The 24,510-nt window shown below is 60.3% G+C and carries 22 protein-coding genes and 1 riboswitch; of the genes, 12 read left to right on the top strand and 10 right to left on the bottom strand.

Annotation, left to right across the window (positions count from 1 at the left end; translation table 11 throughout):
• The 4 genes from ACIQUH_RS05530 to ACIQUH_RS05515 all read left to right on the top strand — a co-directional run.
• On the top strand, nt 1-195 hold a 195-nt coding region (locus ACIQUH_RS05530), incomplete at its 5' end, for an acetyl-CoA carboxylase biotin carboxyl carrier protein subunit (RefSeq protein ID WP_400813009.1).
• 140 nt (nt 196-335) lie between these two features.
• A complete protein-coding gene (gene scpA / locus ACIQUH_RS05525) occupies nt 336-2,477 on the top strand; it encodes a methylmalonyl-CoA mutase (protein ID WP_400813008.1) in 2,142 nt (713 codons plus the stop codon).
• A gap of 13 nt (nt 2,478-2,490) precedes the next feature.
• Complete coding sequence (gene mce, locus ACIQUH_RS05520; RefSeq protein WP_400813007.1) at nt 2,491-2,907, top strand: methylmalonyl-CoA epimerase; 417 nt, start codon at nt 2,491-2,493, stop codon at nt 2,905-2,907.
• A 172-nt stretch (nt 2,908-3,079) separates the two neighbouring features.
• Nucleotides 3,080-4,624, top strand: coding sequence for a glycerol-3-phosphate dehydrogenase (locus ACIQUH_RS05515; RefSeq protein ID WP_400813006.1), 1,545 nt, complete (start codon nt 3,080-3,082; stop codon nt 4,622-4,624).
• Between the two features lie 19 nt (nt 4,625-4,643).
• On the opposite strand, the gene ACIQUH_RS05510 is transcribed toward ACIQUH_RS05515, so the two are convergent.
• Nucleotides 4,644-5,876 carry an ROK family protein gene (locus ACIQUH_RS05510; protein WP_400813005.1) on the bottom strand — a complete coding sequence of 411 codons (1,233 nt, stop codon included), beginning with the start codon at nt 5,874-5,876 and terminating at the stop codon, nt 4,644-4,646.
• Nucleotides 5,877-6,118: 242 nt separating this feature from the next.
• Between ACIQUH_RS05510 and xylF the strand changes: the two genes are divergently transcribed.
• The 4 genes from xylF (at nt 6,119) to metE (ending at nt 12,198) form a co-directional block, all read left to right on the top strand.
• The gene (gene xylF / locus ACIQUH_RS05505) at nt 6,119-7,159 is read left to right on the top strand and encodes a D-xylose ABC transporter substrate-binding protein (RefSeq protein ID WP_400813004.1); all 1,041 of its coding nucleotides are present in this window, start codon (nt 6,119-6,121) and stop codon (nt 7,157-7,159) included.
• 188 nt (nt 7,160-7,347) lie between these two features.
• On the top strand, nt 7,348-8,652 hold the full coding sequence (locus ACIQUH_RS05500) for a sugar ABC transporter permease (protein ID WP_400813021.1): 1,305 nt from the start codon (nt 7,348-7,350) through the stop codon (nt 8,650-8,652).
• An 18-nt stretch (nt 8,653-8,670) separates the two neighbouring features.
• Nucleotides 8,671-9,453, top strand: coding sequence for an ATP-binding cassette domain-containing protein (locus ACIQUH_RS05495; RefSeq protein WP_400813003.1), 783 nt, complete (start codon nt 8,671-8,673; stop codon nt 9,451-9,453).
• Nucleotides 9,454-9,535: 82 nt separating this feature from the next.
• A riboswitch (cobalamin riboswitch) is annotated at nt 9,536-9,750 on the top strand.
• Between the two features lie 99 nt (nt 9,751-9,849).
• The gene (gene metE, locus ACIQUH_RS05490; protein WP_400813002.1) at nt 9,850-12,198 is read left to right on the top strand and encodes a 5-methyltetrahydropteroyltriglutamate--homocysteine S-methyltransferase; all 2,349 of its coding nucleotides are present in this window, start codon (nt 9,850-9,852) and stop codon (nt 12,196-12,198) included.
• A gap of 195 nt (nt 12,199-12,393) precedes the next feature.
• Here metE and ACIQUH_RS05485 read toward each other — a convergent pair whose 3' ends face one another.
• The 7 genes from ACIQUH_RS05485 to ACIQUH_RS05455 form a co-directional block, all read right to left on the bottom strand.
• Nucleotides 12,394-12,627 (bottom strand): hypothetical protein, encoded by a 234-nt coding sequence (locus ACIQUH_RS05485; protein WP_400813001.1) that lies wholly within the window; start codon nt 12,625-12,627, stop codon nt 12,394-12,396.
• Nucleotides 12,628-12,721: 94 nt separating this feature from the next.
• Entirely contained in the window at nt 12,722-13,159 is a 438-nt protein-coding gene (locus ACIQUH_RS05480; RefSeq protein WP_400813000.1) for a helix-turn-helix domain-containing protein, read from the bottom strand.
• Nucleotides 13,160-13,286: 127 nt separating this feature from the next.
• Nucleotides 13,287-14,444, bottom strand: coding sequence for a hypothetical protein (locus ACIQUH_RS05475; protein WP_400813020.1), 1,158 nt, complete (start codon nt 14,442-14,444; stop codon nt 13,287-13,289).
• Entirely contained in the window at nt 14,441-15,151 is a 711-nt protein-coding gene (locus ACIQUH_RS05470; RefSeq protein ID WP_400812999.1) for a TfuA-like protein, read from the bottom strand. Before ACIQUH_RS05470 ends, ACIQUH_RS05475 begins: the two co-directional genes overlap by 4 nt.
• Entirely contained in the window at nt 15,148-16,368 is a 1,221-nt protein-coding gene (locus tag ACIQUH_RS05465) for a YcaO-like family protein (protein WP_400812998.1), read from the bottom strand. The genes ACIQUH_RS05470 and ACIQUH_RS05465 overlap by 4 nt, the downstream gene beginning before the upstream one ends.
• A 16-nt stretch (nt 16,369-16,384) precedes the next feature.
• Entirely contained in the window at nt 16,385-16,813 is a 429-nt protein-coding gene (locus tag ACIQUH_RS05460) for a hypothetical protein (protein WP_400812997.1), read from the bottom strand.
• 8 nt (nt 16,814-16,821) lie between these two features.
• Entirely contained in the window at nt 16,822-18,774 is a 1,953-nt protein-coding gene (locus ACIQUH_RS05455) for a BTAD domain-containing putative transcriptional regulator (protein ID WP_400812996.1), read from the bottom strand.
• 172 nt (nt 18,775-18,946) lie between these two features.
• On the opposite strand from ACIQUH_RS05455, the gene ACIQUH_RS05450 reads away from it, so the two are divergent.
• The 3 genes from ACIQUH_RS05450 to ACIQUH_RS05440 all read left to right on the top strand — a co-directional run bounded on the left by ACIQUH_RS05450 (nt 18,947) and on the right by ACIQUH_RS05440 (nt 21,251).
• Nucleotides 18,947-19,438, top strand: a complete 492-nt coding sequence (locus ACIQUH_RS05450) for a hypothetical protein (RefSeq protein WP_400812995.1) — start codon at nt 18,947-18,949, stop codon at nt 19,436-19,438.
• A 162-nt stretch (nt 19,439-19,600) separates the two neighbouring features.
• Nucleotides 19,601-19,909, top strand: coding sequence for a hypothetical protein (locus ACIQUH_RS05445; protein WP_400812994.1), 309 nt, complete (start codon nt 19,601-19,603; stop codon nt 19,907-19,909).
• 427 nt (nt 19,910-20,336) lie between these two features.
• Nucleotides 20,337-21,251, top strand: a complete 915-nt coding sequence (locus ACIQUH_RS05440) for a TIM barrel protein (RefSeq protein ID WP_400812993.1) — start codon at nt 20,337-20,339, stop codon at nt 21,249-21,251.
• Nucleotides 21,252-21,328: 77 nt separating this feature from the next.
• Here the strand turns inward: ACIQUH_RS05440 and ACIQUH_RS05435 are convergent, their stop codons facing one another.
• A complete protein-coding gene (locus tag ACIQUH_RS05435; protein ID WP_400812992.1) occupies nt 21,329-22,726 on the bottom strand; it encodes a family 16 glycosylhydrolase in 1,398 nt (465 codons plus the stop codon).
• A 278-nt stretch (nt 22,727-23,004) separates the two neighbouring features.
• On the opposite strand from ACIQUH_RS05435, the gene greA reads away from it, so the two are divergent.
• Nucleotides 23,005-23,487, top strand: a complete 483-nt coding sequence (greA, locus tag ACIQUH_RS05430) for a transcription elongation factor GreA (RefSeq protein WP_400812991.1) — start codon at nt 23,005-23,007, stop codon at nt 23,485-23,487.
• 142 nt (nt 23,488-23,629) lie between these two features.
• Here the strand turns inward: greA and rfbA are convergent, their stop codons facing one another.
• On the bottom strand, nt 23,630-24,493 hold the full coding sequence (gene rfbA, locus ACIQUH_RS05425) for a glucose-1-phosphate thymidylyltransferase RfbA (RefSeq protein WP_400812990.1): 864 nt from the start codon (nt 24,491-24,493) through the stop codon (nt 23,630-23,632).
• Nucleotides 24,494-24,510 lie beyond the last annotated feature (17 nt).

Below are 24,510 nucleotides of genomic sequence, written 5' to 3'. Positions count from 1 at the left end.
CCTATGCCCGGCGTCATTACCGGCATCTCGGTCGGCGAGGGCGACGAGGTGGAGGCCGGGCAGGCGCTGGCGACCGTCGAGGCCATGAAGATGGAAAACATCCTGCGCGCGGAAAAACGCGGCCGTGTCGCCAAAGTCTCGGCAAAACCGGGCGACAGTCTCGCGGTGGACGAAGTCATCCTCGAATTCGAGTGATGTTTGTGACCGTTTTTCCGGAACGCATGCGGGCCGGAGCGGTTTACGGGCTCGGCGGGTTTATCCGGCAGTGGATTGCTGGATTTAGGTCACGATTGCCCGCCACAGTGCTAAAATGAAATGCAGAAGGGGAGAGATGCATGTCGGGTGAAAAAACGGTGCGGGATTGGCTGCAGCTTGCCGAAAAGGAGCTGAAGCGCTCACCGGAAGCGCTCGTCTGGCACACGCCTGAAGGTATCGAGGTCAAGCCCCTCTATACCGCCGACGATCTGCAAAAGGTTTCCCATCTCGAAAGCCTGCCGGGCTTTGCGCCCTTCACCCGCGGCCCGCGCGCCACCATGTATGCCGGGCGGCCCTGGACTATCAGGCAATATGCCGGTTTTTCCACGGCGGAGGCCTCGAATGCCTTTTACCGCAAGGCGCTTGCCGCCGGCCAGCAGGGCGTTTCCGTGGCCTTCGATCTCGCCACCCATCGTGGTTATGACAGCGATCACCCGCGCGTGGAGGGCGATGTCGGCAAGGCGGGCGTGGCGATCGACAGCGTCGAGGACATGAAAATCCTGTTCGACGGCATCCCGCTCGAAAAGGTATCGGTGTCCATGACCATGAATGGCGCGGTCATTCCCGTGCTTGCCAACTTCATCGTTGCGGGGGAAGAGCAGGGCGTTCCACGCGCCGCCCTTTCCGGCACCATCCAGAACGACATCCTCAAGGAGTTCATGGTCCGCAACACCTATATCTATCCGCCCGAACCTTCGATGCGGATCATTGCCGATATCATCGAATATACGGCGAAGGAGATGCCGAAATTCAACTCCATTTCCATTTCCGGTTATCACATGCAGGAGGCGGGCGCGACGCTCACGCAGGAGCTGGCCTTCACGCTGGCCGATGGCCGCGAATATGTGCGTGCTGCTTTGGCCAAGGGGCTGAATGTCGATGATTTCGCCGGTCGCCTGTCGTTCTTTTTCGCCATCGGCATGAATTTCTTCATGGAGGCGGCAAAGCTGCGCGCCGCGCGCCTGCTCTGGTCGCGCATCATGGAGGAATTCAAGCCGCAAAAGGCGTCGTCGCTGATGCTGCGCACCCATTGCCAGACATCGGGCGTCTCGCTGCAGGAGCAGGATCCCTATAACAACATCGTCCGCACCGCCTTCGAGGCCATGTCCGCCGTGCTGGGTGGTACGCAGTCTCTGCACACCAATTCCTTCGATGAGGCGATTGCCCTGCCGACGGAATTTTCCGCCCGCATCGCCCGCAATACCCAGCTTATCCTCCAGCATGAAACCGGCGTCACCAGGGTCGTCGATCCGCTGGCCGGTTCCTATTATGTCGAAAGCCTGACGAACGAACTGGCTGAGAAAGCCTGGGCGCTGATCGAAGAGGTGGAGGCACTGGGCGGCATGACCAAGGCCGTTGCGGAAGGCCTGCCGAAACGATTGATCGAGGAGGCGGCAACCCGCCGGCAGGCGGCGGTGGACAAGGGCGAGGAGGTCATTGTTGGCGTTAACCGCTACCGTTTGGAAAATGAAGAGGATATCGATGTCCTCGATATCGACAATGCCGCCGTGCGTGCCGCACAGATCCGCCGCATCGAAGAGACACGCCGCCGCCGCGATGGCAAGGACGTGACCTCCGCTTTGGCAGCACTTTCCGAAGTTGCCCGCAGCGGCAAGGGCAATATTCTCGAAGCTGCCGTTGTCGCTGCCCGCGCCCGCGCCACCGTCGGGGAAATTTCCGATGTGTTGCGGGCGTCCTTCGGCGACCATGCCGCCGTGCCGGAGGTGGTGAGCGATATCTACGGCGAGGCTTACAAGGACGAGCCGGAACTTGCCACGCTCGCCGCGCGGCTTTCCGGTGTTGCCGAACGGATCGGCACCAAACCGCGCATCATGGTCGCGAAACTCGGGCAGGACGGGCATGATCGCGGCGCCAAGGTCATTGCCTCCGCCTTTGGCGATATCGGTTTCGATGTGCTGGCCGGGCCGCTGTTCCAGACGCCGGCGGAAGCGGCCGATCTTGCGGTCAAGAACAGGGTGCATGTGGTCGGCATGTCGTCGCTCGCTGCCGGTCACAAGACCCTTGCCCCGCAACTGGTCGAGGCGCTGAAACAAAAGGGTGCCGAAGACATCATCGTTGTCGTCGGCGGCGTCATCCCGCGGCAGGATTACCAGTTCCTGCTTGATCATGGTGTTTCGGCAATTTTCGGTCCCGGCACCAATGTCATGGATGCCGCCAACAAGGTTCTCGACCTGTTGGAAGGCATCCGGCGGAACGCGTGAGGGAAAGACGGCCATGTTTGGAAGACTAAATCACGTCGCCATCGCGGTGCCCGATCTCGATGCCGCCATTGCCCGTTACAGGGCGTTGGGTGCCGATGTCTCGGAGCCGCAATCGCTGCCTGAACACGGCGTGACGGTGGTGTTCATTCAGGCGGATAACACCAAGATTGAACTTCTTCATCCATTCGGGGAGAATTCGCCGATTGCCGCCTTCCTCGAAAGAAATCCCGGCGGCGGCACCCATCACCTCTGCTTCGAGGTGGCGGATATTGTTGCCGCCCGTGATGATCTCGTCAAAAAGGGCGTCCGCATTCTGGGTGACGGCGAGCCGAAGACCGGCGCGCATGGCAATCCCGTTCTTTTCCTGCACCCGAAAGACACGGGCGGCGTGCTCTATGAGCTTGAGCAGGTTACCCCGACACACGACTGAAACACTGAGCCCGTAAGAGGCTGGCCATGCGGTGTGCGGCGCGCAGCGGCCGTTCGCCCTTGCCGAAACGTGTTTCGTTTGTTTTCTTTTGACATTCGTTTTGTTTTCGTTTTTATGGCAATTGTCTTTCAACGATGGGGGCGTAATCCCCCGGCGCTGTCGTGGAGGCTCTATGTCCGGCGAGACCATTTTCGATCTTTTTGTCATCGGTGGCGGCATCAATGGCTGCGGCATCGCCCGCGATGCGGTGGGCAGGGGCTATTCCGTGGCGCTTGCGGAAAAGGGCGATTTCGCTTCCGGCACGTCTTCTGCTGCCACCAAGCTCATCCATGGCGGCTTGCGTTATCTCGAACATTACGAGTTTCGTCTGGTGCGCGAAGCGCTGATGGAGCGTGAAATCCTCTGGGCCATGGCCCCGCATGTCATCTGGCCGATGCGTTTCGTTCTGCCCATCCAGAAGGGCGGCGTGCGCCCGGCCTGGATGGTCCGGCTCGGGCTGTTTCTTTATGACAATCTCGGTGGCCGCAAGCTTCTGCCGGCGACCCGCACACTCGATCTGCGGCGAGACCCGGCAGGAAAACCGCTGAAACCGGCTTTCGTCAGGGCTTTCGAATATTCCGATGGCTGGGTGGACGACGCCCGTTTCGTGGTTCTCAATGCGCGCGATGCGGCCAATCGCGGCGCGACGATCATGAACCGCACGCGGGTTGTTTCAGCACGGCGCGAAGGCGGGCTGTGGCTCATCGAGACGCTGGACGAAAAAACCGGACGAGCGGCCCTCCACAAGGCACGCATGCTGGTGAATGCCGCCGGTCCCTGGGTGGATACCGTGCTTTCCGGCGTCTTCGGGCGCAAGGATGTTCATAATGTCCGGCTTGTGCAGGGCAGCCACATCATCGTGCGCAAGAAGTTTTCCGATCCGCGCGCCTATTTCTTCCAGAACCCGGATAACCGCATCATCTTCGCCATTCCCTATGAGCGGGATTTCACACTGATCGGCACAACCGACCGCGATTACAAGGGCGATCCCGCCAGGGTGCGTATCTCCGAAGAAGAGATTTCCTATCTCTGCAACGCAGCCAGCGACTATTTCAGCGAAGCGGTGAAACCGGAAGATATCGTCTGGACCTATTCCGGTGTACGGCCGCTGTTCGATGACGGTGCTTCGAAAGCGCAGGAAGCCACACGCGATTACGTGCTGAAGGTGGAGGAGGCCGAGGGTGAGGCTCCACTCCTTAATATTTTCGGCGGCAAGCTGACCACCTATCGGCGGCTGGCCGAACATGCGCTGGAAAAGATCGGCGCGGCGATTGGCGAAAAGGGCAAGCCATGGACGGCGGGCTCCCACCTGCCGGGTGGCGATTTCGGCGCGGAGAGATATGAGGCGCAGGTGCGCGCGCTCGTCTCCCGTTATCCCTTCCTTGATGGGCGCCATGCCGAGCGGCTTGTCAGAAACTACGGTACGAAGGCGGCGGAAATGTTGGGCAGCGCCACCGATGTCTCCGGCCTCGGTCGGCATTTCGGCGGCACGCTCTATGAATGCGAAGTGCGCTGGCTGGTTGAGCACGAATGGGCCTTTGCGGCCGAGGACATTCTCTGGCGGCGCACGAAACAGGGCCTGCGCCTGAGCAAGGACGAGGCCGGCGGTCTGGACGACTTCGTGGCAACACTGACGGGTGGCGGGCAAAAGGCTGAAGTCCTGGCGGAGCGGGCCTGAAAATCCGCCAGTTGCCCCGTCAGTTCCCGGAACTCCTGGCCTGTCTCTCCGGGCCATCGGCGCTCAGGATATAGTCATCGGCGGCCGAAAGTGCGTGTTCCATGTGTCCTTCGAACACCAGTTCCGGTTCGTTGGGCGCGATGGCGATTTTCGGCATGCCGCCGAAACGCACCGCCTGTGATTGCGCCAGCCCGTCGCGCAGGCCGCTTTCCAGAAGATCGAAATAACGCGTGCCGGGGCCGGTGATGAAGACCGGCATATGGCCATGCAGGCTGAAGAGGCGTGAAAGACCGTTACCGAGCGCAAGTCCGGCGGTGCGGAAGGCGAACCGCGCCATGCGGGCGCCGGTGCGCGCCGAGGCGGCGATCTTGTCCACCTCTGCGATCGGCACGAATTTCGCCGGTTCGGCCTGCGGCGGAGCTTCGAAAGCGGAACGCAGGATGGCGTAGAACCCGGAATAGGCCTCGATGCAGCCTTTGGTGCCGCAACGGCACAGCGCGCCATCGGCCAGATGCAGCATATGGCCGAAATTGGGGGCGCTGACCTCGATCGCGCCGCCCGTTGCGCGGGCGATGCCAAGGCCGATGCTGTGGCCGAGCGACAGGGTGACGAGGGCTTCCGGCGCCGGGTTTTCCTTTGCGTGCTCCCGCATCCAGATGGCCTTGGCCGCCAGCAGGGTCTCGTTGTTCAGCGTCACGCGAATGCGGCCGTCCCCGGAAATCAGCCGCTGGAAATCGATCCTTTCGTCGCCGAGAACCGGCGACCAGAGAAGCGTTGCCGTGGCCGCATCCACCAGCCCCTTGCTGCTGATCGAGACCTGGAGAATATCGTGCCGGTCGATGCGCGAGCGATCGGCAAGCCGTGCAAGGCCGGCGAGGATAGCGCCGCCGAACGTGCCTTTTTCAGCCGTAATCCTCTGTTCGGTGAAGCGGTCCACCAGCTTGCCGGCATAATCGACCAGCGAATATTGCACGCTGTCGGAGGAGATGATGACGATGGCGACGTGGCAGAAAGCGCCGCGCGGGCCGAAGAGAATGCGCGGCCGGCCACGGCCGGCGGTGGCGAGCTGCTCCTTGCGCAGAATGAGACCGGCCCGCTCAAGCTCGGTGGTGATGGCGGAGACGGTCGCGGAGGCAAGCCCGGTGAAGGACGACATGTCGGTATGGGAAAGGCTGCCGTGCAGGCGCAGCGCCGCCATCACCGACAGGCTGTTTTTCTGGCGCACCAGTTCCGTACTTGCAATGGCGGACATGGGCTGGGGCCTGCTCCCTGAACGGCTTTTTCCTGTCGTGCTGACCCCGTCTGATGGCCCATACCACAGAGAAGATCAAGGCACCCGGATGCTGCCCGCAGCCGTTGTTGACAGCATGGGGAATCTCTGACATTAATTTTCTCGACTGTCGAGAAAATTGTGAAACCACAGAGACCGGCAGCTTTTTCCGGGCGTTTTCCCTGCATGGAGGTGTGGGGCTGCGCCCTTACCGGGAGGACATCATGAATTCTTTTGCCAAGCTTTTGGCGGGTACGGCCGTACTCGTTTCCCTGCATACTGCCGCGATTGCGGCTGATCTCGTCGTCGGCGTTTCCTGGTCGAATTTCCAGGAAGAGCGCTGGAAAACGGATGAGGCAGCCATCAAGGCAGCGCTCGACAAGGCCGGCGCGAAATACATCTCCGCCGACGCGCAATCATCTGCTGCAAAGCAGCTGACCGACGTGGAATCGCTGATCTCGCAGGGTGCCAATGCGCTGATCATTCTGGCGCAGGACAGCGACGCGATCGGCCCTGCCGTTGAAAAGGCCGTTGCCGAGGGTATTCCGGTCGTGGGTTACGACCGTCTGATCGAAAACCAGAACGCCTTTTACATCACCTTCGATAACAAGGAAGTCGGCCGTCTTCAGGCTGCCGAAGTCTTCAAGGTGAAGCCCGAAGGCAATTACGTCTTCATCAAGGGCTCTTCTTCCGATCCGAATGCGGACTTCCTGTTCGCCGGTCAGCAGGAAGTGCTGAAGGCCGCCATTGACGGCGGCAAGATCAAGAATGTCGGCGAAGCCTATACCGATGGCTGGAAGCCGGAAAATGCCCAGAAGAACATGGAACAGTTCCTGACCAAGAATAATAACAAGGTCGATGCCGTCGTCGCCTCGAATGATGGCACGGCGGGTGGCGCCATCGCCGCTCTCGCCGCGCAGGGCATGGCCGGTTCGGTTCCCGTTTCCGGTCAGGATGCCGATTTCGCGGCGCTGAACCGCGTCGCGCTCGGCACGCAGACGGTGTCGGTCTGGAAGGACAGCCGTGAACTCGGCAAGGAAGCGGCCGGCATCGCGCTGGAACTGGCGGGCGGCAAGAAGATGACGGAAATCAAGGGTGTCACCACCTTTGATGGCGGCCCGAAGAAGGTCACGATGCAGTCGGTCTTCCTGAAGCCGATCGCCATCACCAAGGACAATCTCGGCACGGTCATCGATGCCGGCTGGATCAAGAAGGAAACGGCCTGCCAGGGTGTGAAGGCCGGATCCGTCAAGGCCTGCGACTGATCGAATACGTCCCGGTTGGGCGCTGCGCCATGGTTCATGGCGCGGCGCCCTTTGGAGCATTTCCAGGAAACGCGGAACGGCTTTTCCGTCCGGAGAATGCGTAAGAACAAAACTTGGATCGTTCTGGCGATTCGAAGACAAGCCAAAACGACCCAAGATGTGAGGAGCACCGGCAGTTCATGGCCGACATGACCCAATCCAATTCCACAGCGTCGCAAAAGACGGAAAAAACAGGCTCGATAACACGCTTCATCAACGCTACCGAGCTGGATACCAGACTGCTCGGCATGGTTGGTGCACTTCTTCTGATCTGGATCGGATTTCATATCCTGTCCGGCGGGCTGTTCCTGACGCCGCGAAACCTCTGGAACCTTTCGGTGCAGACCGCTTCCGTGGCTGTCATGGCGACCGGCATGGTGCTCGTCATCGTCACCCGCAATATCGACCTGTCGGTCGGGTCGATCCTCGGTTTTTCCGGCATGATCATGGGCGTCATGCAGGCGGAGATCCTGCCGCAAATCCTCGGCTTCGAACATTCCGCGACATGGATCGTCACGCTGCTGGTCGGCATTCTCGTCGGCGGCGCGATCGGTATGCTGCAGGGCTCGATCATCGCCTTCCTGAACGTGCCCTCCTTCATCGTCACGCTTGGTGGCCTGCTGGTCTGGCGCGGCGGCACATGGTTCATCACCAGCGGCCGCACCGTGGCGCCGATGGATTCCACCTTCCGCCTGATGGGCGGCGGCACCAGCGGTTCGATCGGCGCGACATGGAGCTGGATCGCAGCCGTGGTTGCCTGCGTCGCCATCGTGGCGGCCATCCTGAATTCCCGCCATCAGCGCCGCCGTTTCGGCTTTCCGCTGCGGCCGGTCTGGGCGGAATATTTTCTGGTGGCGCTCGGCTGCCTTATCGTCGTCGGCTTCGTGGCGGTGGTCAACAGCTATCCATGGCCGGTCAACATCGCCCGCAACTATGCCGATGCCAACGGCATCGCCTGGCCTGAAGGCGGTCTGTTCATTTCGCACGGCATCGCCATTCCGGTGCTGATGGCGCTTGCCGTCGGTGCGGTCATGACCTTCATCGCCACACGGCTGCGCTTCGGGCGTTATGTCTTCGCCATCGGCGGCAATCCGGAAGCGGCCGAACTTGCCGGTATCAAGACCCGCTGGGTCACGGTGAAGATCTTCACGCTGATGGGCGTTCTCTGCGCCATCGCGGCGGCGATCTCAACCGCCCGCCTCAACGCCGCCACCAATGCCCAGGGCGAACTGGACGAGCTTTACACCATCGCGGCGGCCGTCATCGGCGGCACCTCGCTTGCCGGCGGTGTGGGAACCATAGCGGGCGCGATGCTCGGCGCGCTCGTCATGCAGTCGCTGCAATCCGGCATGGTGCTGGTGGGCATCGATACGCCCTTCCAGCGCATCGTCGTCGGTGTGGTTCTGGTCGTCGCCGTCTGGCTCGACACCATCTACCGCGCCCGCGCCAAGTAAGAACCGAGGAGAACTCCTATGACGGACCAAGTCACGCCCCTCGTGGAAATGCGCAATATTTCCATTTCCTTCGGCGGCATCCATGCGGTGGAAAACGCCTCTGTCGATCTTTTCCCCGGTGAGGTGGTCGCCCTTCTCGGCCACAACGGTGCGGGAAAATCGACACTCATCAAAATCCTCTCCGGCGCATACCGGCGCGACGGCGGCGATATCCTCATCAACGGTGAGGATGCGGATATCCGCAATCCCCGCGACGCCAAGAAATACGGCATCGAGACCATCTACCAGACGCTGGCCGTGGCCGACAATGTCGATGCGGCGGCCAATCTTTATCTCGGCCGTGAGCTGAAGACGAAATGGGGCACGCTGGATGATGTCGCCATGGAAGCCTCGGCCCGCGAGGTGATGGGGCGTCTTAACCCCAATTTCCGGCGGTTCAAGGAGCCGGTGAAGGCGCTATCCGGCGGCCAGCGGCAGTCTGTCGCGATTGCCCGTGCCATTCTGTTCGATGCCCGCATTCTCATCATGGACGAGCCGACGGCAGCACTCGGGCCGCAGGAGACGGCGCAGGTGGGCGATCTCGTCAAGGAACTGAAACGGCAGGGCATCGGCATCTTCCTCATCAGCCACGATATTCACGACGTCTTCGATCTGGCCGACCGGGTCTTCGTGATGAAGAACGGCAAGGTGGTGGGCCATGCCCGCACGCAGGATGTGACCAAGGACGAGGTTCTCGGCATGATCATTCTTGGCAAGGTGCCTTCGGGCGCGGTGCCTGGGCCGGGCGCGGTCGTCTCCTGACGACCGGCCTGCCGTGCCGCCATCGAACGAAATAAAGATATAAAGATTTCTTTATGTCTATTGACATTGTGGTATCCGTGGTGAGAATTGCCGATGTCATGGTTCTCCGGGCTTGGTTGCCCGATCCCGGAGCTAAGAGGGAATCCGGTGCGCCGACAATCGGCAAGACCGGAGCTGCCCCCGCAACTGTAAGCGGCGAGCCTTTGTCCACAACGTCACTGGGGTGAAAGCCCCGGGAAGACGGGCAAAGGCGACGACCCGCAAGCCAGGAGACCTGCCAGGACAAAATAACGTCCACGGGCGGGGTGTCCCGGTGGTTGCTGCAATGCTTCGGCCAAGGCCGGTCCTGCACGCGTCCGCTTTACCCATGCCCCCACAACCAAATGGGGTATGACAATGCCAGACAAGACCATTACAGTCGCATCGCTCGGTTTTCCGAGGATCGGACGCCATCGCGAACTGAAGTTCGCGCTTGAAGGCTTCTGGTCCGGAAAGATTTCCGAGACGGAACTGCTCGAAACCGCCGCCCGGCTGCGCGCCGAAAACTGGGCGCTCCAGCAGCAAAAGGGGATTACCCATATCCCTTCCAACGATTTCTCCCTTTACGATCACGTTCTCGACACGGCCGTGATGGTGGGCGCCATTCCGCCCCTCTATGGATGGGCGGGTGGAGATGTTTCCCTGTCCACCTATTTCGCCATGGCGCGTGGCAGCCAGAGCGAAGGGCACGCAGGCTGCGGCCACGGGCATGAAGGACATTCGCATCATGGTCAGGGCGCTCCGGCGCTGGAAATGACCAAATGGTTCGATACCAACTATCACTACATGGTGCCGGAGGTTTCAGAGGATCAGCATTTTGTGCTCACCTCGCAAAAGCCGGTCGACCACTTCCTTGAGGCGAAGGCGCTCGGCATCCATACGCGCCCGGTCATTCTCGGTCCGGTCACCTTCCTGAAGCTCGCCAAGGCGCGCGAAGCGGCCTTCAAGCCGCTCGATCTGCTGGCCGGGCTGCTGCCTGTCTATGAAGAGCTGTTGCGCCGCCTGCATGCGGCCGGTGCTCAATGGGTGCAGATCGACGAGCCGGTCGCGGTGCTGGACCTTTCCGAGGGGGAGCGTCACGCGCTGGCTGTGGCCTATCAGGCTTTGTCGAAGGCCGCGCCGGATCTGAAAATCCTGCTCGCCACCTATTTCGGTGGGCTTGAGGATAATCTCGAAGCCGTCGCAGCGCTGCCGGTTGCGGGTCTTCACATCGATCTGGTACGCGCGCCCGGTGCGCTGGAGGCGGCGTTGAAGACGTTGCCGGAAAATCGTGTCCTGTCTCTGGGCGTCATCGACGGCCGCAACATCTGGCGCGCCGATCTCGCCGCAATCGTCAGCCGATTGGAACCCATCATCGCGGCAGGCGGCGCGGCGGCGTTTCAGATCGCGCCGTCGTGCTCGCTACTGCATGTCCCTGTTGATCTCGAACTGGAAACCGGTCTCGATGCCGATCTGAAAAGCTGGCTTTCTTTCGCCACCCAGAAGCTCGGCGAGCTTGCCGCACTTGGCAAGGCTCTCGGTGAGGGCAAGGGCACTGTTGCGGCGGAACTGGAGGTTGCATCGAAGGCGGTTGCCACACGCGCCTCCTCGTCGAAGGTAACCGATACCGCCGTTCAAAAGCGTATCGCAACGATTGGCGAGGCCGACAGGAAGCGGGCGAGCCCGTTTGCTGAGCGGCAGAAAGTGCAGTCGCAGGCCATTGCGCTTCCTCTTTTCCCGACGACGACCATCGGCTCCTTCCCGCAGACGCCGGAGGTGCGCAAGGCCAGATCGGCGCATTCCAAGGGGGCGCTGACCGATGCGCAATATGAAAAATTCCTGCAGAAGGAAACCGAAGCGACCATTCGCTGGCAGGAGGAAATCGGTCTCGACGTTCTCGTGCATGGGGAGTTCGAGCGCAATGATATGGTGCAATATTTCGGCGAACAGCTTTCCGGCTTCGCTTTCACCCAGCATGCATGGGTGCAGAGTTACGGCTCGCGTTACGTGCGTCCTCCCATCATCTTCGGCGACGTGTCGCGTCCGAAAGCGATGACGGTTCGCTGGTGGGAATATTCCCAGTCGCTCACCGAAAAGCCCGTCAAGGGCATGCTGACCGGACCGGTGACGATCCTCAACTGGTCCTTCGTTCGCGACGATATCGCCAGAAGCCTGACATGCCGGCAGATCGCGCTCGCCATCCGCGATGAGGTCAATGATCTGGAAGCGGCCGGTGCGCAGATGATCCAGATCGATGAGGCGGCTCTTCGTGAAGGACTGCCGCTTCGGCACCGGGACTGGCAGGATTATCTCGGCTGGGCGGTGGAATCCTTCCGCATTTGCTCGAGCGGCGTCGGTGATCGCACCCAGGTGCACACCCATATGTGCTATTCCGAATTCAACCAGATCATCGACGCCATCGCGGCGATGGACGCCGACGTGATCTCCATCGAGACCTCGCGTTCGAAGATGGAGTTGCTGGATGCGTTTCGGACCTACAGATACCCGAACCAGATCGGTCCCGGCGTTTACGACATCCATTCGCCCCGTGTGCCGGCGGTTGGAGAAATGGTCGATCTTCTGGCGCTGGCGCGAGAGCGGCTTGACGACCGGCAGCTCTGGATCAATCCGGATTGCGGCCTGAAGACCCGCAAATGGGAAGAGGTCAGGCCGGCCCTGGTCAACATGGTCGCCGCCGCTGCCGAGCTTCGCCGCGCGGTACTCTGATATGGATGAGGCCCGGCGGGAGCCGGGCCTCATCACGGCTTCCGCCGGGAAAATGTGGGGGAGGGGTATATGAATGCCTGTCCGGCAGGATTGAGCCGGCCGGAAAGGCAGATAAAGAGAACGCTCCCGGGCCTACGACTGGAGATCGGTGTGGAAACGCTCAATCCCGGCGGATTTACGCCGTTGCGAAAGCGTTCAATGCAGGTCGGCCTGCGCAAAGGTGCTGACATTCAGCTCTGCGCTTACGGGCAGCAGACCCTGCTGATTGATGTCCTGGGCCAGCGACAACAATGCCATCTCCAGGAAATAGGTCGACATGCCCAGTTCCAGAGATTTCGAGCGCTGGCAAAGATAGGAAACCATCCGCCCGAGCGCCAGAATCTCGTCTGCATTGTCCTGTTCAAGTATAGCTGTGGTAGACGCCGCCATGATTCCCTCTCGACAGTCGACAGTATGAAAACGCGTTGATGCTGCGTTGTTCATTTTCGACCATATCGAGCGTCACGCGAGCGTCACACCTGCGTCAATCGTCGTTTTTGTCCGCCGGCGCGACGGCATTTTCCGCCGCTTCACTCGCGGCGAGCGATGTCACGAGAGCGACGATGCTTCTGCGCACGGCGGCGCTCTTGATGCGCGAAAAGGCCTGGTTGAGCGAAAAGCCTTCATTCGAGGCAACGAAGGTCTGCATGGCATTGATCGTGCCAAGGGCCGGATTGGCCGGGTCGCCATCGGGCGTGGCATTGGCGAACAGGGAGCTGACCTCCACGCCGAGAATCGACGCAATGGCCTGCAGACGGGACGCGCCGACGCGATTGGCGCCCTTTTCATACTTCTGGACCTGCTGGAAGGTGATGCCCAATCGCCCGGCCAGCGCACTCTGGCTCATGCCGAGCGACTTGCGGCGCATTCTGATTTGTGCGCCGACATGGACGTCGATCGGGCTGGGTAGTTTGGCGTGCATTACAAATTCCTCCGGTTGAGGTTATTAAATCCGATGATTATCAATTAATATTGTTGAAGGTATACATTCAACACAATTTCCACGGGTATTATGAAGCTTTATTGACAAAATAGCACGGTTTTTTCATTCATAATCGCGTGTGCGGGCTGCGATTTATAATTTTTGTCGCGCAACGCAACGCACCGTTGCGGCTGGAAAGATGGCTCCATCCGGCCACACCGATGGCCTGAAAGCCGATTCTGTCCCAAATTTTTCGGTTCATCGCGTCGAATTCCTCCAGCGACTCGGTATCGCCGAAATGCGGAACCCAGACGAATGGCCGTTTCTGACCGGAACGTGTGACATTTTCAAGAATGACATTGTTGTAAAGCCTGGGCAGGCATTTGTTGGTGTCGATGGCCGGCGAAACCGGGATGGGATTTCGTTCTATCGCAAAGCCCTGCCGCACGAGCCAAAGCGCCGAGGCGTCCAGTTTTCGTTTCAGCTCGGTTACGGCGCGGGCATGGCATCCGCCATGCGCGACGGGGTCGGCAAGAAGCAATAGCGGCCGGCCCGCGCTTATCAGACCGGTGACGGAAACGAACTGGTCGACGTGGAAGCCGCATTGGTGCATTTTTTCACCGATAGTTTCAGCTTCGCAGGTCTCCTTCGAAGAAAAATCGGAAGAGGCCGGGATTTTGCCGAGATCTTCCGGCCGATAACCGAAACTGAAGACGCTTCTGCCGTCAAAAGCCTGAATCTCTCGCCATCGCTGCGAAGGGATGGCCGCATTCTTTCCGATCCCCCTGTCATCTTGCAGGCTGGAATGACCCACTAGCCGAAAATCCGGGCCGACAAGCTGGTTGCCCCCTGCCAAGGCGACATGCGAATGCGTGGTTGCCGCTCCCAGATATTCGGCCAGGCTGGCGCCGATGGCCTTCTCAGCCACCAGCACGAGTTCCGCCGCAGCGTCCGTCTCGGGATCAGCCGCACGCACATGTAACATATCCTGTACCCAAGGATCCGAAACGCTGTCGTTTTCGGCAAGGGGTATCAGCTCGGTGCGGCAGGAGACAGGCAGGTGGTCGAACCAGTCTCGTGCTGACCCGAGAGAGGCGCGGTCGATCACAATCGCGGCGGTGATATCCGCAGGCAGTGCCGAGAGCAGGTTTCCGATTGGAATGAGCGGTGAAACAGTGTCATCGGCCCTGTTTTTCGCAAAAAAAGAGGCAGGCAATGCGAGCGCGATCGTGCGGATCAGCCCGCCACAATCGGGCATCAGCGGCAGGGGCGGGATGGCACTCAAGATGTTTTGTCCCCTGCCGTCTGCCGCGCGGCCAATTGCTGGAAAAACATCGTATTCTGGAGCTTCCATGATTGCGGCGGTGGCGATGGCAATGTCTCGCCCGCAAGCACCGCCAGAAGCCTGGCCGCATCGTTTCTTTTGACGGAAACGGCATTGGCCGCGAGCAGATTTGCCGCCGCGGGGCCGAGACCGGCTTCCCGAGCGATGGCGCGCCATGTCCTGCGGGTAAAATGCAGATTATTGGCAGCATGTGCGAGTGCGTCATATTCCTCTGGAGTGACCGTCTCGCGGCAGGCGGCAAGTGTCGCCCCGGCATCGACCAGCGCAATCGTCAGCGGGCGGTAATCGAGTTCGCCGGGTGCGTGGCTCACCGCCACATCGGCATCGGAAAAACGCTGCCCGTCCCGATAGGCTTCGAAAATCGCGCCGATGCCGATCATGCCGAAGGGTGCGCATTCCGTCGCCCGGAGCGCCCCCATGCTGGCGGCGCCGAAAACGGTGACGCCGCTCGACAGTGCAAACAGGATTTCCTTGTGCCAGACGGCGGCGCAATCGCCATAAAGCCCGTCGATCAGCCCGATTGTCCCGACGCCTCGCCGGACCGCATCGAAAATATCGCCGCAGACGGCTGGACCGCGAAGATCGAGGCCGGACATATCGCCTGCGATGCCGTGGATGGACGGGCCTGCAAAAACCACCGGCTTCATCCGAGGCCCCCGACAGTCAGCAAGTGATCGAGAGCGCGCTGCGAGATGTGGTGTAGGCCGCCGCCGGCAGGAGCGAGGCCGCTTGCCAGAACCCGCACGACATGCAGGCCGGAGACCTCGGTTTCCAGCGGGAAGACATAGATATCCTCGATGCCGCCGGCGAACAGGTGCTTCGCAAGCTGGTGCCATGGCGGCGAAGACGCGTCGCCATGTACAAAATCGAGATGGGCCGGCACCCTTTCCACGGGCTGCATGCCGGAGGCCGAAGGCCCGGCCGCAACCTTGTCCCGCTGGTAGCGGAGAGGGGAGAGATCGTCCCTCGCACCGCTGATGTCGGTCAATCGCGACTGGATCGCCTCCAGCAAGGCGGCAATCGCAGCATCATAGGTATTCGGCCGGCAGGCGGCGCCTGCGGCGCTGCGGGTGGCTGGCCCGTCTTCCGCCTGAAGCGACCGGGGCAGGCTCGCCATCACCACCGGCACGCCCAGCCCATTGGTCAGGTCGAAAAAGGATGGCGGCAGGCCGGCATCGGAAAGACGTTGGACAAGGCCGTCAAGCGAGGGGGCGACACCTGCCGGGATGAGGATCGGTTGTGGTGCGATGGCGCGCGTCTCGAAAGTGTCGACAAGGACGCAGGCGTCATTTTCAATGAGTTCAAGCAGGGCATGGAGGACCGCATGGTCATGGTCGAACCCCGCCGCGAGCCCTTGGGAACTCATGCGGAAAGCCCGCCGGTCCCATGGGAAATCCACGCGGAAATCCATGCCGATGAGCTCGTAGGGCGCAAAAATCTCCCGCTGCTGGCGAATGGACGTCCCCTTCACCCAGGCGCGTTGCTTTCGCGGATCGAGCGCGTCCGGATCGACCCTGCCGACGGTTTCGAAGGGAATGAGAGGAGTTTCCTTGTCCCGCATCTCCTGGACGGAGCTGAAAGCGGCGATATGTCTGCGGGTTTCTTCGGCAACCGCGCCTTCGATTGCTTCCATGATCGCCGACAGCCGGGCCTGTGCCGCGACAAGCCCCTTGCCCTGCGATACCGACAGCCCGCGTGAGTTGGGCCGGGCTGCGAACCAGACGGGAATTCCGATAATATCGAGGCCGGTCACGTCGCCGACACGGGTAATCCCGAACCGCCGAAGCAGTCCGGGATCGAAGAACGAAGCGTCTGCATGCCTTGAAGCCGCTGTCGCTGATATGGGAGCATCGGCGCCGGTCAAGGCTGCGCAACCGCGATCAGGGGGCCGTGTTGCTGTCGTCGGCAAGGATGGCGTCGAACAGCTCGCCGGTGACGGAGCCAGCCGGGCCGACAGCCTTCAGGGCCGCTTCGATCGGTGCCTGCACCATGCGGTTGAAATCCCAGCCGGCGTCGCTCACTTCGCCGATAAAGGCGAAATCGGCTTCGGAAACCACCGCGCCACCGGCGACAAGGGCTTCGATGCCCTGAATCTGAACCTGGTCCAGTTCCGCTTCAGGCTGGCCGTTCTGGCGAACGAGCATGGACTTTGCGGCGGCTGCCACGCGGGCATAACCATCCACGCCGGGATGGCTGGCTTCATAGGCGGCAATCGTCTCATGCGCCACGGACGCAACCCTGAGCGGCGCCGTGCGAATGAAGAGAACGCCGAAACCCTTTTTTCCGACAATAAAGAAATGTGAGGACATAATATCTCCTATTTGATCCCAGCTAATCGAAGTGCGTGATAGAATTTTTCATTCGCTATCGGGTCCCGGTCTGGAGACAGGCTGCTGATCTCCCTCGCCGTCATACCCGGATAGTTTTCCTGAAGCCTGTTGCCGCTTTCCCGGGCGGCGGCCAGATCGCCATGCAGCGCGTGGCTTGCGGTCAGCACACGCAGCGCCGGCTCGTCATTTTCCATCCGCCCGCACAGTTCCACCGCCGCGCCGTAATCCTCGCGCTTGAACGCGATGCTGGCGCCGGCCCACCAGTAGATGTCGGGCGCCAGCGGATTGAGGTCGATGGCCTGCTGAAACTTCTCCCAGGCGGTTTCCGCATCGCCGAAATGGGCGAGCGCATCGGCATGCTGGAGCAGGAGGTCGGCCGAGTTGGGCGCCAGCGCCTCCGCCTCGAAGAATTTTTCGGCGGAGATGTCGAAATCCCGCTGATAGAGTGCCACCACCGCGCACATCCAGTGGCCGACACCGAGCGCGGGGTCGATCTCGACGGAAGAGTCTGCTTCCGCCTTAGCGCGATGCAGGAGATGGGGGTCGTTGCCTCCCAGCATCAACCATTCCAGCTGCAGGCTCTGCGCCACGCGGGCGCGGGCCACCGCCATGCTGTGGTCGAGATCGACCGCCTTGCGAAACATCGAACGGGCTCTTCTGAGAAGTGGCAGGTCGCATTTGCCGCGCAGAAGCTGCTGGCCCTCCAGCAATTGCCGGTAGGCCTCGCCGCTATGGTTGCGGTCGGGCTCCACCTGAAGCCGCTCGATTTCGCGGGCAAGCCCCGCCGCCACCTGTTTGGAGAGCAGGCGGAAGGCGGCGTGGATATGCCGCTCGGTCAGGACCGCTTCCAGTGACCAGACGATTTCACCGCTTGCATCCTCGATCAGCGCAACCGACATGCGGGTTTCGTCGAACACGGTGGAAATGATGCGGTAATCCGCCCGCAGCATGGCGTAGCTGTCATCGGCCCGCTCATGCGCCAGCACGAAGGTGCTGTGCGGCGAAAGGACGGTGAAGGTGCGGTATCGGACAAGGCTGTTGGCGACATCCTCGACGAAGGCATGCATGACCGGCGAGACCGGCTGCCCGTCAACCCTTGCCGGGCGGACGAATGCGACGCGCGGTTTTGCCATTGTTTTCCGGCGATTGCCTTCTTCGGGCTCGGCGGGGGCCGTTATCGTGGCGGCCAGACTTTGTATTCTCCGCCGCAGCGCCACGGTTTCCGCTTCGGGCGAACGCCCCTCCTGGCGAAGCTGTTCCATCAGAAGCTGGTGCATGCCCTCGCAGGCGCTGATATTTCCGATCCGCGCATAGGCCGCCATCGCGGCGCGGTAGGTTTCTTCGCGCTCCGGCTCGATCTTGCAGGCGCATTCGGCAAGTCTCGCGATGTCGTTCGAGCTGGCCCGGCCGAACCGCGTCAATTCCTCCAGAAGCTGGGTATAGCTCGAAAAGAACAGGTCCCGGAGACGGCGGCGCTCCGAAAGCAGCCAGAGATAAAGGTGGTCCTGCCCGGCCTCCAGCCCCTCCAGCAACTCGCCGCCGAATTCGAGCAGCGCATTGAGCCGCCGCATCGGGTCTTCGGCCCTTGCGCCGGCAAGGAAGATGGCAAGGTCGGTCCGCTGCGCCAGCGTGCCGGCCTTCAGATCGTTCCCTTCTGTCAGAAGGATCGCCTCATCCTCGTTCGGAAGCTTCTGCAGGCGCAGGATCAGCTGCCGCAAATTGCCGAGAGCCCTTTTCTGCTCGACATTTTCCCACAGCAGCGATGCGGCGTGCTGGCGGGAAAGGGACTGGTTCGGCGCAAGGATGAGGGCAGCGGTGAGGGCGAAACCCTTGGACGGAAAAAATGCTTCCCGCACCGCATCACAGCGCGGGGTGCCAAAAAGCCGGATCGGTATCAGTTCAGCGTTCCCAGCCACTTTTGTCCCCTCATGAATCATCATCTAACAACGTGCCCGGGAAATTGAAAGTCATCATAGCGTTCCATTTGACGCTGGTGTGACGCGGCCTGCCTATTGTCGCAGACAGAAGCATGAATGACGGGTGGAAAACAGCGGACATGCGGCGGGCAGGCATCGGGAATTTTCGACAGTGATAGCGTTTAACGGAAGCTACATGGCCTTCGAGCCGCGTATCGAACCTTATCAGCGTGCCGACGATGTCGGATATGCGGTCAGCGAATTCATGTGGTTCAAGGGCCGTCCGTTCTATCCGGTCTCGGCGCTGGTCCATGCGAAGGTCGCGCATGCCAGGTTGTCGGCGGAAAAAGGCGACGTCGAGGACGAGGATAATCTCGATATTCTCTTCCGTATGCCGCTGGTGGCGGGCGGGCACTTTTTCGAAATCGTGCTGCGTTCGAATGAAGGGACATCCTACGGCGGCTGGGTGTGGGGAGAGGAGCTGGAAATCCTGAATGAATTCGTCAACGGCTATCGCGTTCTGGCGGGGAAGTTCGACGACAGGCTCATCCGGTTCGAATATTCCAAGCGGTTTCAGCGTTACCGGACGATGGAGCCGCTGCCGGTGGAAAAATCCGTCTTCCTGATCCAGCGGGAGGCAAAACCTTACGCGGGCAGGCGTGGTCTGCCGGGAGTCCCGGTAGCCTGATCGCGGTGATGTCTTTGGCTCAGGGGGCATGAAGGCAGGGACTGCGCCTATTGCTTCATGTCTGGCAAAGCGCGGCTTTGTCGGAAGTCATCCGCGAATATTTTTATTTTTATTGTGTGGAACATTATGATGCCCAATAGAGGTAAAGTGCGTAACAGGGGGATGTCATCGCAGCTTGTGGCGGTGAATTGCGTTTCCAGCGATAATACGCTTTCCGATGCGGAGAGCGTTGAGGACGAGCCGCGCCCGCTTCTGCGCAGCGACAGGCTCTACGTTGTCAGCGAGCCTGTTTCCCAGATATTGCATTCATCCACCATCGGGGATGTCCGAGCCGGAGAAGAGGCGACGGGCAGGACCGAGATTCGAAACAGGGTTGTCGATGCCGATATCAGGGCCGCGAAATGGGCCTGGGCGATATTGGCGATCGCGCATTGCTGGCTGATTTATTTCATGGTGCATAATCTCGGCTAGCACCCCCGCCGGAAGACATCCGGCTTCGACGTGCCGACGCACGCAGACCCATCGCCGCAATTTGCGGCCATTTCGTCGTTTGAACGGACCCGAGTGACCGCAACCCGACCCTTTGCCGGCCTCCCACGCACTTCTTCATGATGCCGCCGCCTGTCATGCCGCGAAGGCCCGCTCTCTCTGCTGCTTGCCTGCCGAAATGTCATAAAGCTGTAAATGAAGAAACTTAATTGAGTGATCGGTTTCGACGGAAACGGATCAACATGTCCCGGTCGCTTTTTATCATCACGGCGGCGACCTCGGACTTTCTTACGACATTGCATCGCCCGGGCTAGCCGACGTCAATATCGACCGCCCGGACCTGTTTGACGTGGCGTCGCATGGGCGGCGCCCGAACTCCCATGACCTTTGTAGCCCTGGAGATGACGAAGTGAGCAATCTTATAGGTACCGGCTTCAACGCCGGCTCGGATGATGGCGAACTGGCCACCCTCGAAAGCGATCTGCGCGCGCTTGCCGAAATTGGCTGCGACACCGTGGAAATCGCCGTGACAAGCCTCGACATGATCGCCGGCGGCCGGATCATCGAGGAGCGCGCCGACCGTTTCGTGTCGCTCGCGAAGCAGTTCGACTTCCGTTACACCGTGCATGGTCTCGTTTCTTCGAATTTCATGGATCCGGTAACATGCCGTTACCAGATCGATGCGGCCAAGGCGCTTGCCGTTCTCTGCGACCGTATCGGCGCGGGCATTCTCGTCCAGCATGGCGGCGCGCTGCGTGCCGACCAGATTGCCGAGCGGGCCGATGCCGACAGCCGCGAGCGGGAAGCACTTTTCGAACTGGCGGAATTCTGCAGGCCCTATGGCGTGCGCATCGCGCTTGAGAATATCTTCTCCACCGAACCCGGCCAATATCGCCAGACGCCGGCCCAAGTGGCAGCGACCGTCAAGGCTGTCGGTCACGACAATGTCGTGGCGTTGATCGATTTCAGCCATGCCTATCTCGAATCCACCTATCGTGGCCTCGATTTCCGCGATGAGCTTCGCGCCATGGCGCCGGTTGCCGGCCATCTGCATGTGCACGATTCCTTCGGCCGGCCGCAGGGCTTCTATCAGCCTTATTTTGCCCAGGAAAACACGGCGCTCGGTATCGGTGACCTGCACATGCCGCTTGGCTGGGGCGATATCGACTGGCAGGACATCTTCTCGGAACTTTCCTTCCTGCCCGATACCGTGCTGATGATGGAAATCGGCCGCCGTTATCGCGCCGAGCAACCCGCGAGCCTTAAAACGGCGCGGCATCTGATGTCGCTCAATGCCGCCCGCACCCAGCTCGCGGCCGAGTGATGGTCTGAACCAGGCATAGGCCGACAGGCTGATGTTTGAAACACCGGCAGTCCCGATGCGGCTGCCGGTGCTTTAATTTACGCTGCCCAGTCGGAGAGCGAATAGGCCTTGATGTAATCGATCATCATCTGCGAGCCGTCGCTGAAATCAGCGTCCGATGGCGTTCCCGCCGTGCCGCCGACGGCAAGGTTGACGACCATATACATGGGGTCATGCATATCGTCAGGCGTATCCGTCTGCGCCACGGCAACGTCGTCGAAATACCAGGTAATGTGCTCGGCATCCCACAACAGGCCGTAAGTGTGAAACCCTTCGGTGCTCGACACGCTGACATTGTTGATGACCGAGGTCTGCTCACCGGTGGCGTTGGAATGGGCGGACATGATGAGCGTATTGGGATTTTGGCCACGCATTTCGATGACATCGAGTTCCGGTGGCCAGGAGCCGTCTTCGGGCAGGAGCCAGAAGGCAGGCCAGGCACCCCGGTCGGTCGGCATATCGGCGCGGATTTCGAAATAACCATAGGTCTGGCTGAAGGAGGAATAGGTGTTCAGCATCCCCGAGGTATAATCGTACCCCTCCACCTCGTCGGCAATCGATTGCGGGGTTTCCTCGGCGGTGATGGTGAGGACGCCGTTTTCGACGCTGAACGGGTTGACCTCCGATGTGCCGGCATAGGCAGGGTTGATGTACCATTGCGCCTCGCCATTCGTCGTCAGCGAACTTCCTTTTTCCGGCGCCCACCAATATTTGGCGTCCCAGGTGCCCTGGTCACCGCTGCGCAGCGACAGCGTATCGAATTCATCGGCAAAGGTCTGGGTGAGAGACGAGCGGTCGAGGCTGAGTTCGAACTGGTCGGCCTGAAGGTCGTCTATGGTCGTTCCGGCAAGAACGATGGCCTCGCCATTCGAAAAATTGAGCCACAGGTCGCTGCCCTGCTGCGTGGAGCTGCCGACAAGCTGGTCGAAAGATGTGATGCCGTAGCCATTCAGCCGGATGGTGTCATTGGCGCTGAAATCCGTGATGAGATCGGTGCCGTTGCCGCTCGTGAAAACAAAGGTGTCGGCCCCACCGCCACCGATCAGCACGTCGTTGCCGGCGCCGCCATCGATCGTCTGGCTGCCCGATCCGCCGGTGATGATATTGTCGAGCGAATTGCCGAAGGCATAACGCCCGTCACCGGTTACCCTGAGATTCTCGAAATTGTCGGGCAGGGTGTAACTCATCCAGGTATCGATGGTGTCGATACCTTCCCCGGCATTTTCGGCGGCGCGATTGATGCTGGAATAGAGATAATAAATATCGTCGCCCGTGCCGCCCGCCATGGTGACGTTGACGGAACTGTCGCCCCACATGGAATCATTGCCCGCAGTGCCGGTGAGCAGCGGGCCGGAGCCCGTGGCAGAGAAAAAACCGGTGGAACTACCGCTGTAATAGAGTGTGTCTCCAAGCGCATTCACTACTGTCCGGGCCATGAACCGTCTCCTGTCCTTTAGCGTTGGTCTCCTCACTCCTCCTGCTACACACCCTAACAGGGCAAAAAGCCTCCTGTTAGGCCGAAATATGAGGGGTATGTTCCGTTGCGGTTGCATTCGGCTGTTTAGCGGGCGCGTTGTCATCCCCCGCTTCCGCCTGTTACGTCTCCGTTTTTTTGAACCCGCGCGGCCTGGTCTTGCGGTGCCCCTGCGGGCGATGGCAAGATTGGGGCGAATTGCAGATGTCCGCGGGGCATCTCGGGAATGGAGTGTCAGGATTGAGTGTAGCTTTTACCAAGGAAGACAGTGCGGAAACCGCAGCCGAAACCGTTCTGCCGGATCGGGTAATCTCGCCTCATCCCAATCTGGTAACGCAGGCCGGGCTGAAGGCGCTGGAAGAGCAGTTGCGGCTGGCGCGCGAAGCCTGTGAGGCGGCCAATGCCATTGAAGACATCAATGAAAGGCGACGCATTTCCGCCAACCCGCTACGCGATCTGCGATATTTCTCCGAGCGGGTCCGTACCGCGCAATTGATGCCCGATCCGCCAGCGGATGGCGTCGTCGCCTTCGGCAGTCTGGTGACATTCAGCCGCGATGACGGACGAACGCAGCGGTTCCGGATCGTCGGCGAAGACGAGGCCGATCCTGCTGCGGGAACGATGTCCTATGTCTCCCCCGTTGCAAGGGTGCTGATGGGAAAATCGGCCGGTGATCTGGTCAGTCTGGGTGGGCGGGAGATCGAAATCATCGAAGTTTTGTAGAGCTTCGCACGGAGGAGTTTTGTGAAACATATCCGTGCGATAGTCTGGAACGCAGCCGGTTAAGGGAAATGGCCGGACACACTCAAACCCTTGGTTTTTGTGTATTTTCTGGGTATAAGATCGCTAGGCACTCCTATTGGGTCTATCCAAGCAGTTTGAAAAGATAGCGACCGTAACTGCTCTTTCCGTAGCTTTCAGCGAGTTTTCGCATTTGATCTTCGCTTATGAAGTCCATGCGATAGGCAATTTCTTCCGGGCAGCAGATTTTGAAGCCTTGTCGGCGTTCGAGTGTCGCTACGAATTCACTGGCTTCCAGGAGACTATCGGGTGTTCCGGTGTCGAGCCAGGCGTAACCACGCCCCATAAGCTCGACGTTGAGCTTTCCGCGTTCGAGATATGTACGGTTGACGTCGGTAATCTCCAACTCGCCTCGCGCCGAAGGTTGCAGGTTAGCAGCGATATCGATGACGTCATTGTCATAAAAGTAGAGACCGGTTACCGCCCAGTTGGATTTTGGTACGGCTGGCTTCTCCTCGATCGAAACCGCCTTCATGGATTTATCAAACTCCACGACGCCATATCGATCTGGATCGGTGACCTGATAAGCGAACACGGTCGCGCCGTTCAGGCGATGGGTCGCACTTTTTATCTCGTCGCTAATACCGTGGCCATAAAAGATGTTGTCACCCAGAATGAGACATGATGGCGAGGAGCCGATGAAATCCGCGCCGATGATGAAGGCTTGGGCAAGGCCGTCGGGCGTCGGCTGCACGGCATAGTTGAGTGAAATCCCGAGGCGTGAACCGTCACCCAGAAGCGCCTGGAAGTTGGGCAGGTCGCGGGGTGTCGAAATTATCAATATGTCCTGGATGCCGGCCAACATCAGCGTCGACAGCGGATAAAAAATCATCGGTTTGTCGTAGATCGGCATGAGTTGCTTCGAGAGGACCGAAGTCATCGGATGCAATCGTGTTCCGCTTCCGCCCGCAAGTATGATGCCCTTCATGCCGTGCTTCTCCGTTT

Source organism: Agrobacterium sp. NPDC090283 (assembly GCF_044769685.1).
In the GTDB taxonomy this organism is placed as follows: domain Bacteria; phylum Pseudomonadota; class Alphaproteobacteria; order Rhizobiales; family Rhizobiaceae; genus Agrobacterium.
The sequence above is the reverse complement of the archived record's forward strand: the minus strand, read 5'-3'. Positions and strand labels throughout refer to the sequence as shown.

Coding starts and splice junctions, on each gene's coding strand:
- ACIQUH_RS05435 (WP_400812992.1), bottom strand. CDS start 22,726: ATGGCCCGGACAGTAGTGAATGCGCTTGGAGACACACTCTATTACAGC.
- metE (WP_400813002.1), top strand. CDS start 9,850: ATGCCAGACAAGACCATTACAGTCGCATCGCTCGGTTTTCCGAGGATC.
- ACIQUH_RS05515 (WP_400813006.1), top strand. CDS start 3,080: ATGTCCGGCGAGACCATTTTCGATCTTTTTGTCATCGGTGGCGGCATC.
- ACIQUH_RS05450 (WP_400812995.1), top strand. CDS start 18,947: ATGGCCTTCGAGCCGCGTATCGAACCTTATCAGCGTGCCGACGATGTC.
- ACIQUH_RS05500 (WP_400813021.1), top strand. CDS start 7,348: ATGACCCAATCCAATTCCACAGCGTCGCAAAAGACGGAAAAAACAGGC.
- ACIQUH_RS05480 (WP_400813000.1), bottom strand. CDS start 13,159: ATGCACGCCAAACTACCCAGCCCGATCGACGTCCATGTCGGCGCACAA.
- scpA (WP_400813008.1), top strand. CDS start 336: ATGTCGGGTGAAAAAACGGTGCGGGATTGGCTGCAGCTTGCCGAAAAG.
- xylF (WP_400813004.1), top strand. CDS start 6,119: ATGAATTCTTTTGCCAAGCTTTTGGCGGGTACGGCCGTACTCGTTTCC.
- rfbA (WP_400812990.1), bottom strand. CDS start 24,493: ATGAAGGGCATCATACTTGCGGGCGGAAGCGGAACACGATTGCATCCG.
- ACIQUH_RS05470 (WP_400812999.1), bottom strand. CDS start 15,151: ATGAAGCCGGTGGTTTTTGCAGGCCCGTCCATCCACGGCATCGCAGGC.
- mce (WP_400813007.1), top strand. CDS start 2,491: ATGTTTGGAAGACTAAATCACGTCGCCATCGCGGTGCCCGATCTCGAT.
- ACIQUH_RS05485 (WP_400813001.1), bottom strand. CDS start 12,627: ATGGCGGCGTCTACCACAGCTATACTTGAACAGGACAATGCAGACGAG.
- ACIQUH_RS05445 (WP_400812994.1), top strand. CDS start 19,601: ATGTCATCGCAGCTTGTGGCGGTGAATTGCGTTTCCAGCGATAATACG.
- ACIQUH_RS05455 (WP_400812996.1), bottom strand. CDS start 18,774: ATGATGATTCATGAGGGGACAAAAGTGGCTGGGAACGCTGAACTGATA.
- ACIQUH_RS05460 (WP_400812997.1), bottom strand. CDS start 16,813: ATGTCCTCACATTTCTTTATTGTCGGAAAAAAGGGTTTCGGCGTTCTC.
- ACIQUH_RS05495 (WP_400813003.1), top strand. CDS start 8,671: ATGACGGACCAAGTCACGCCCCTCGTGGAAATGCGCAATATTTCCATT.
- ACIQUH_RS05510 (WP_400813005.1), bottom strand. CDS start 5,876: ATGTCCGCCATTGCAAGTACGGAACTGGTGCGCCAGAAAAACAGCCTG.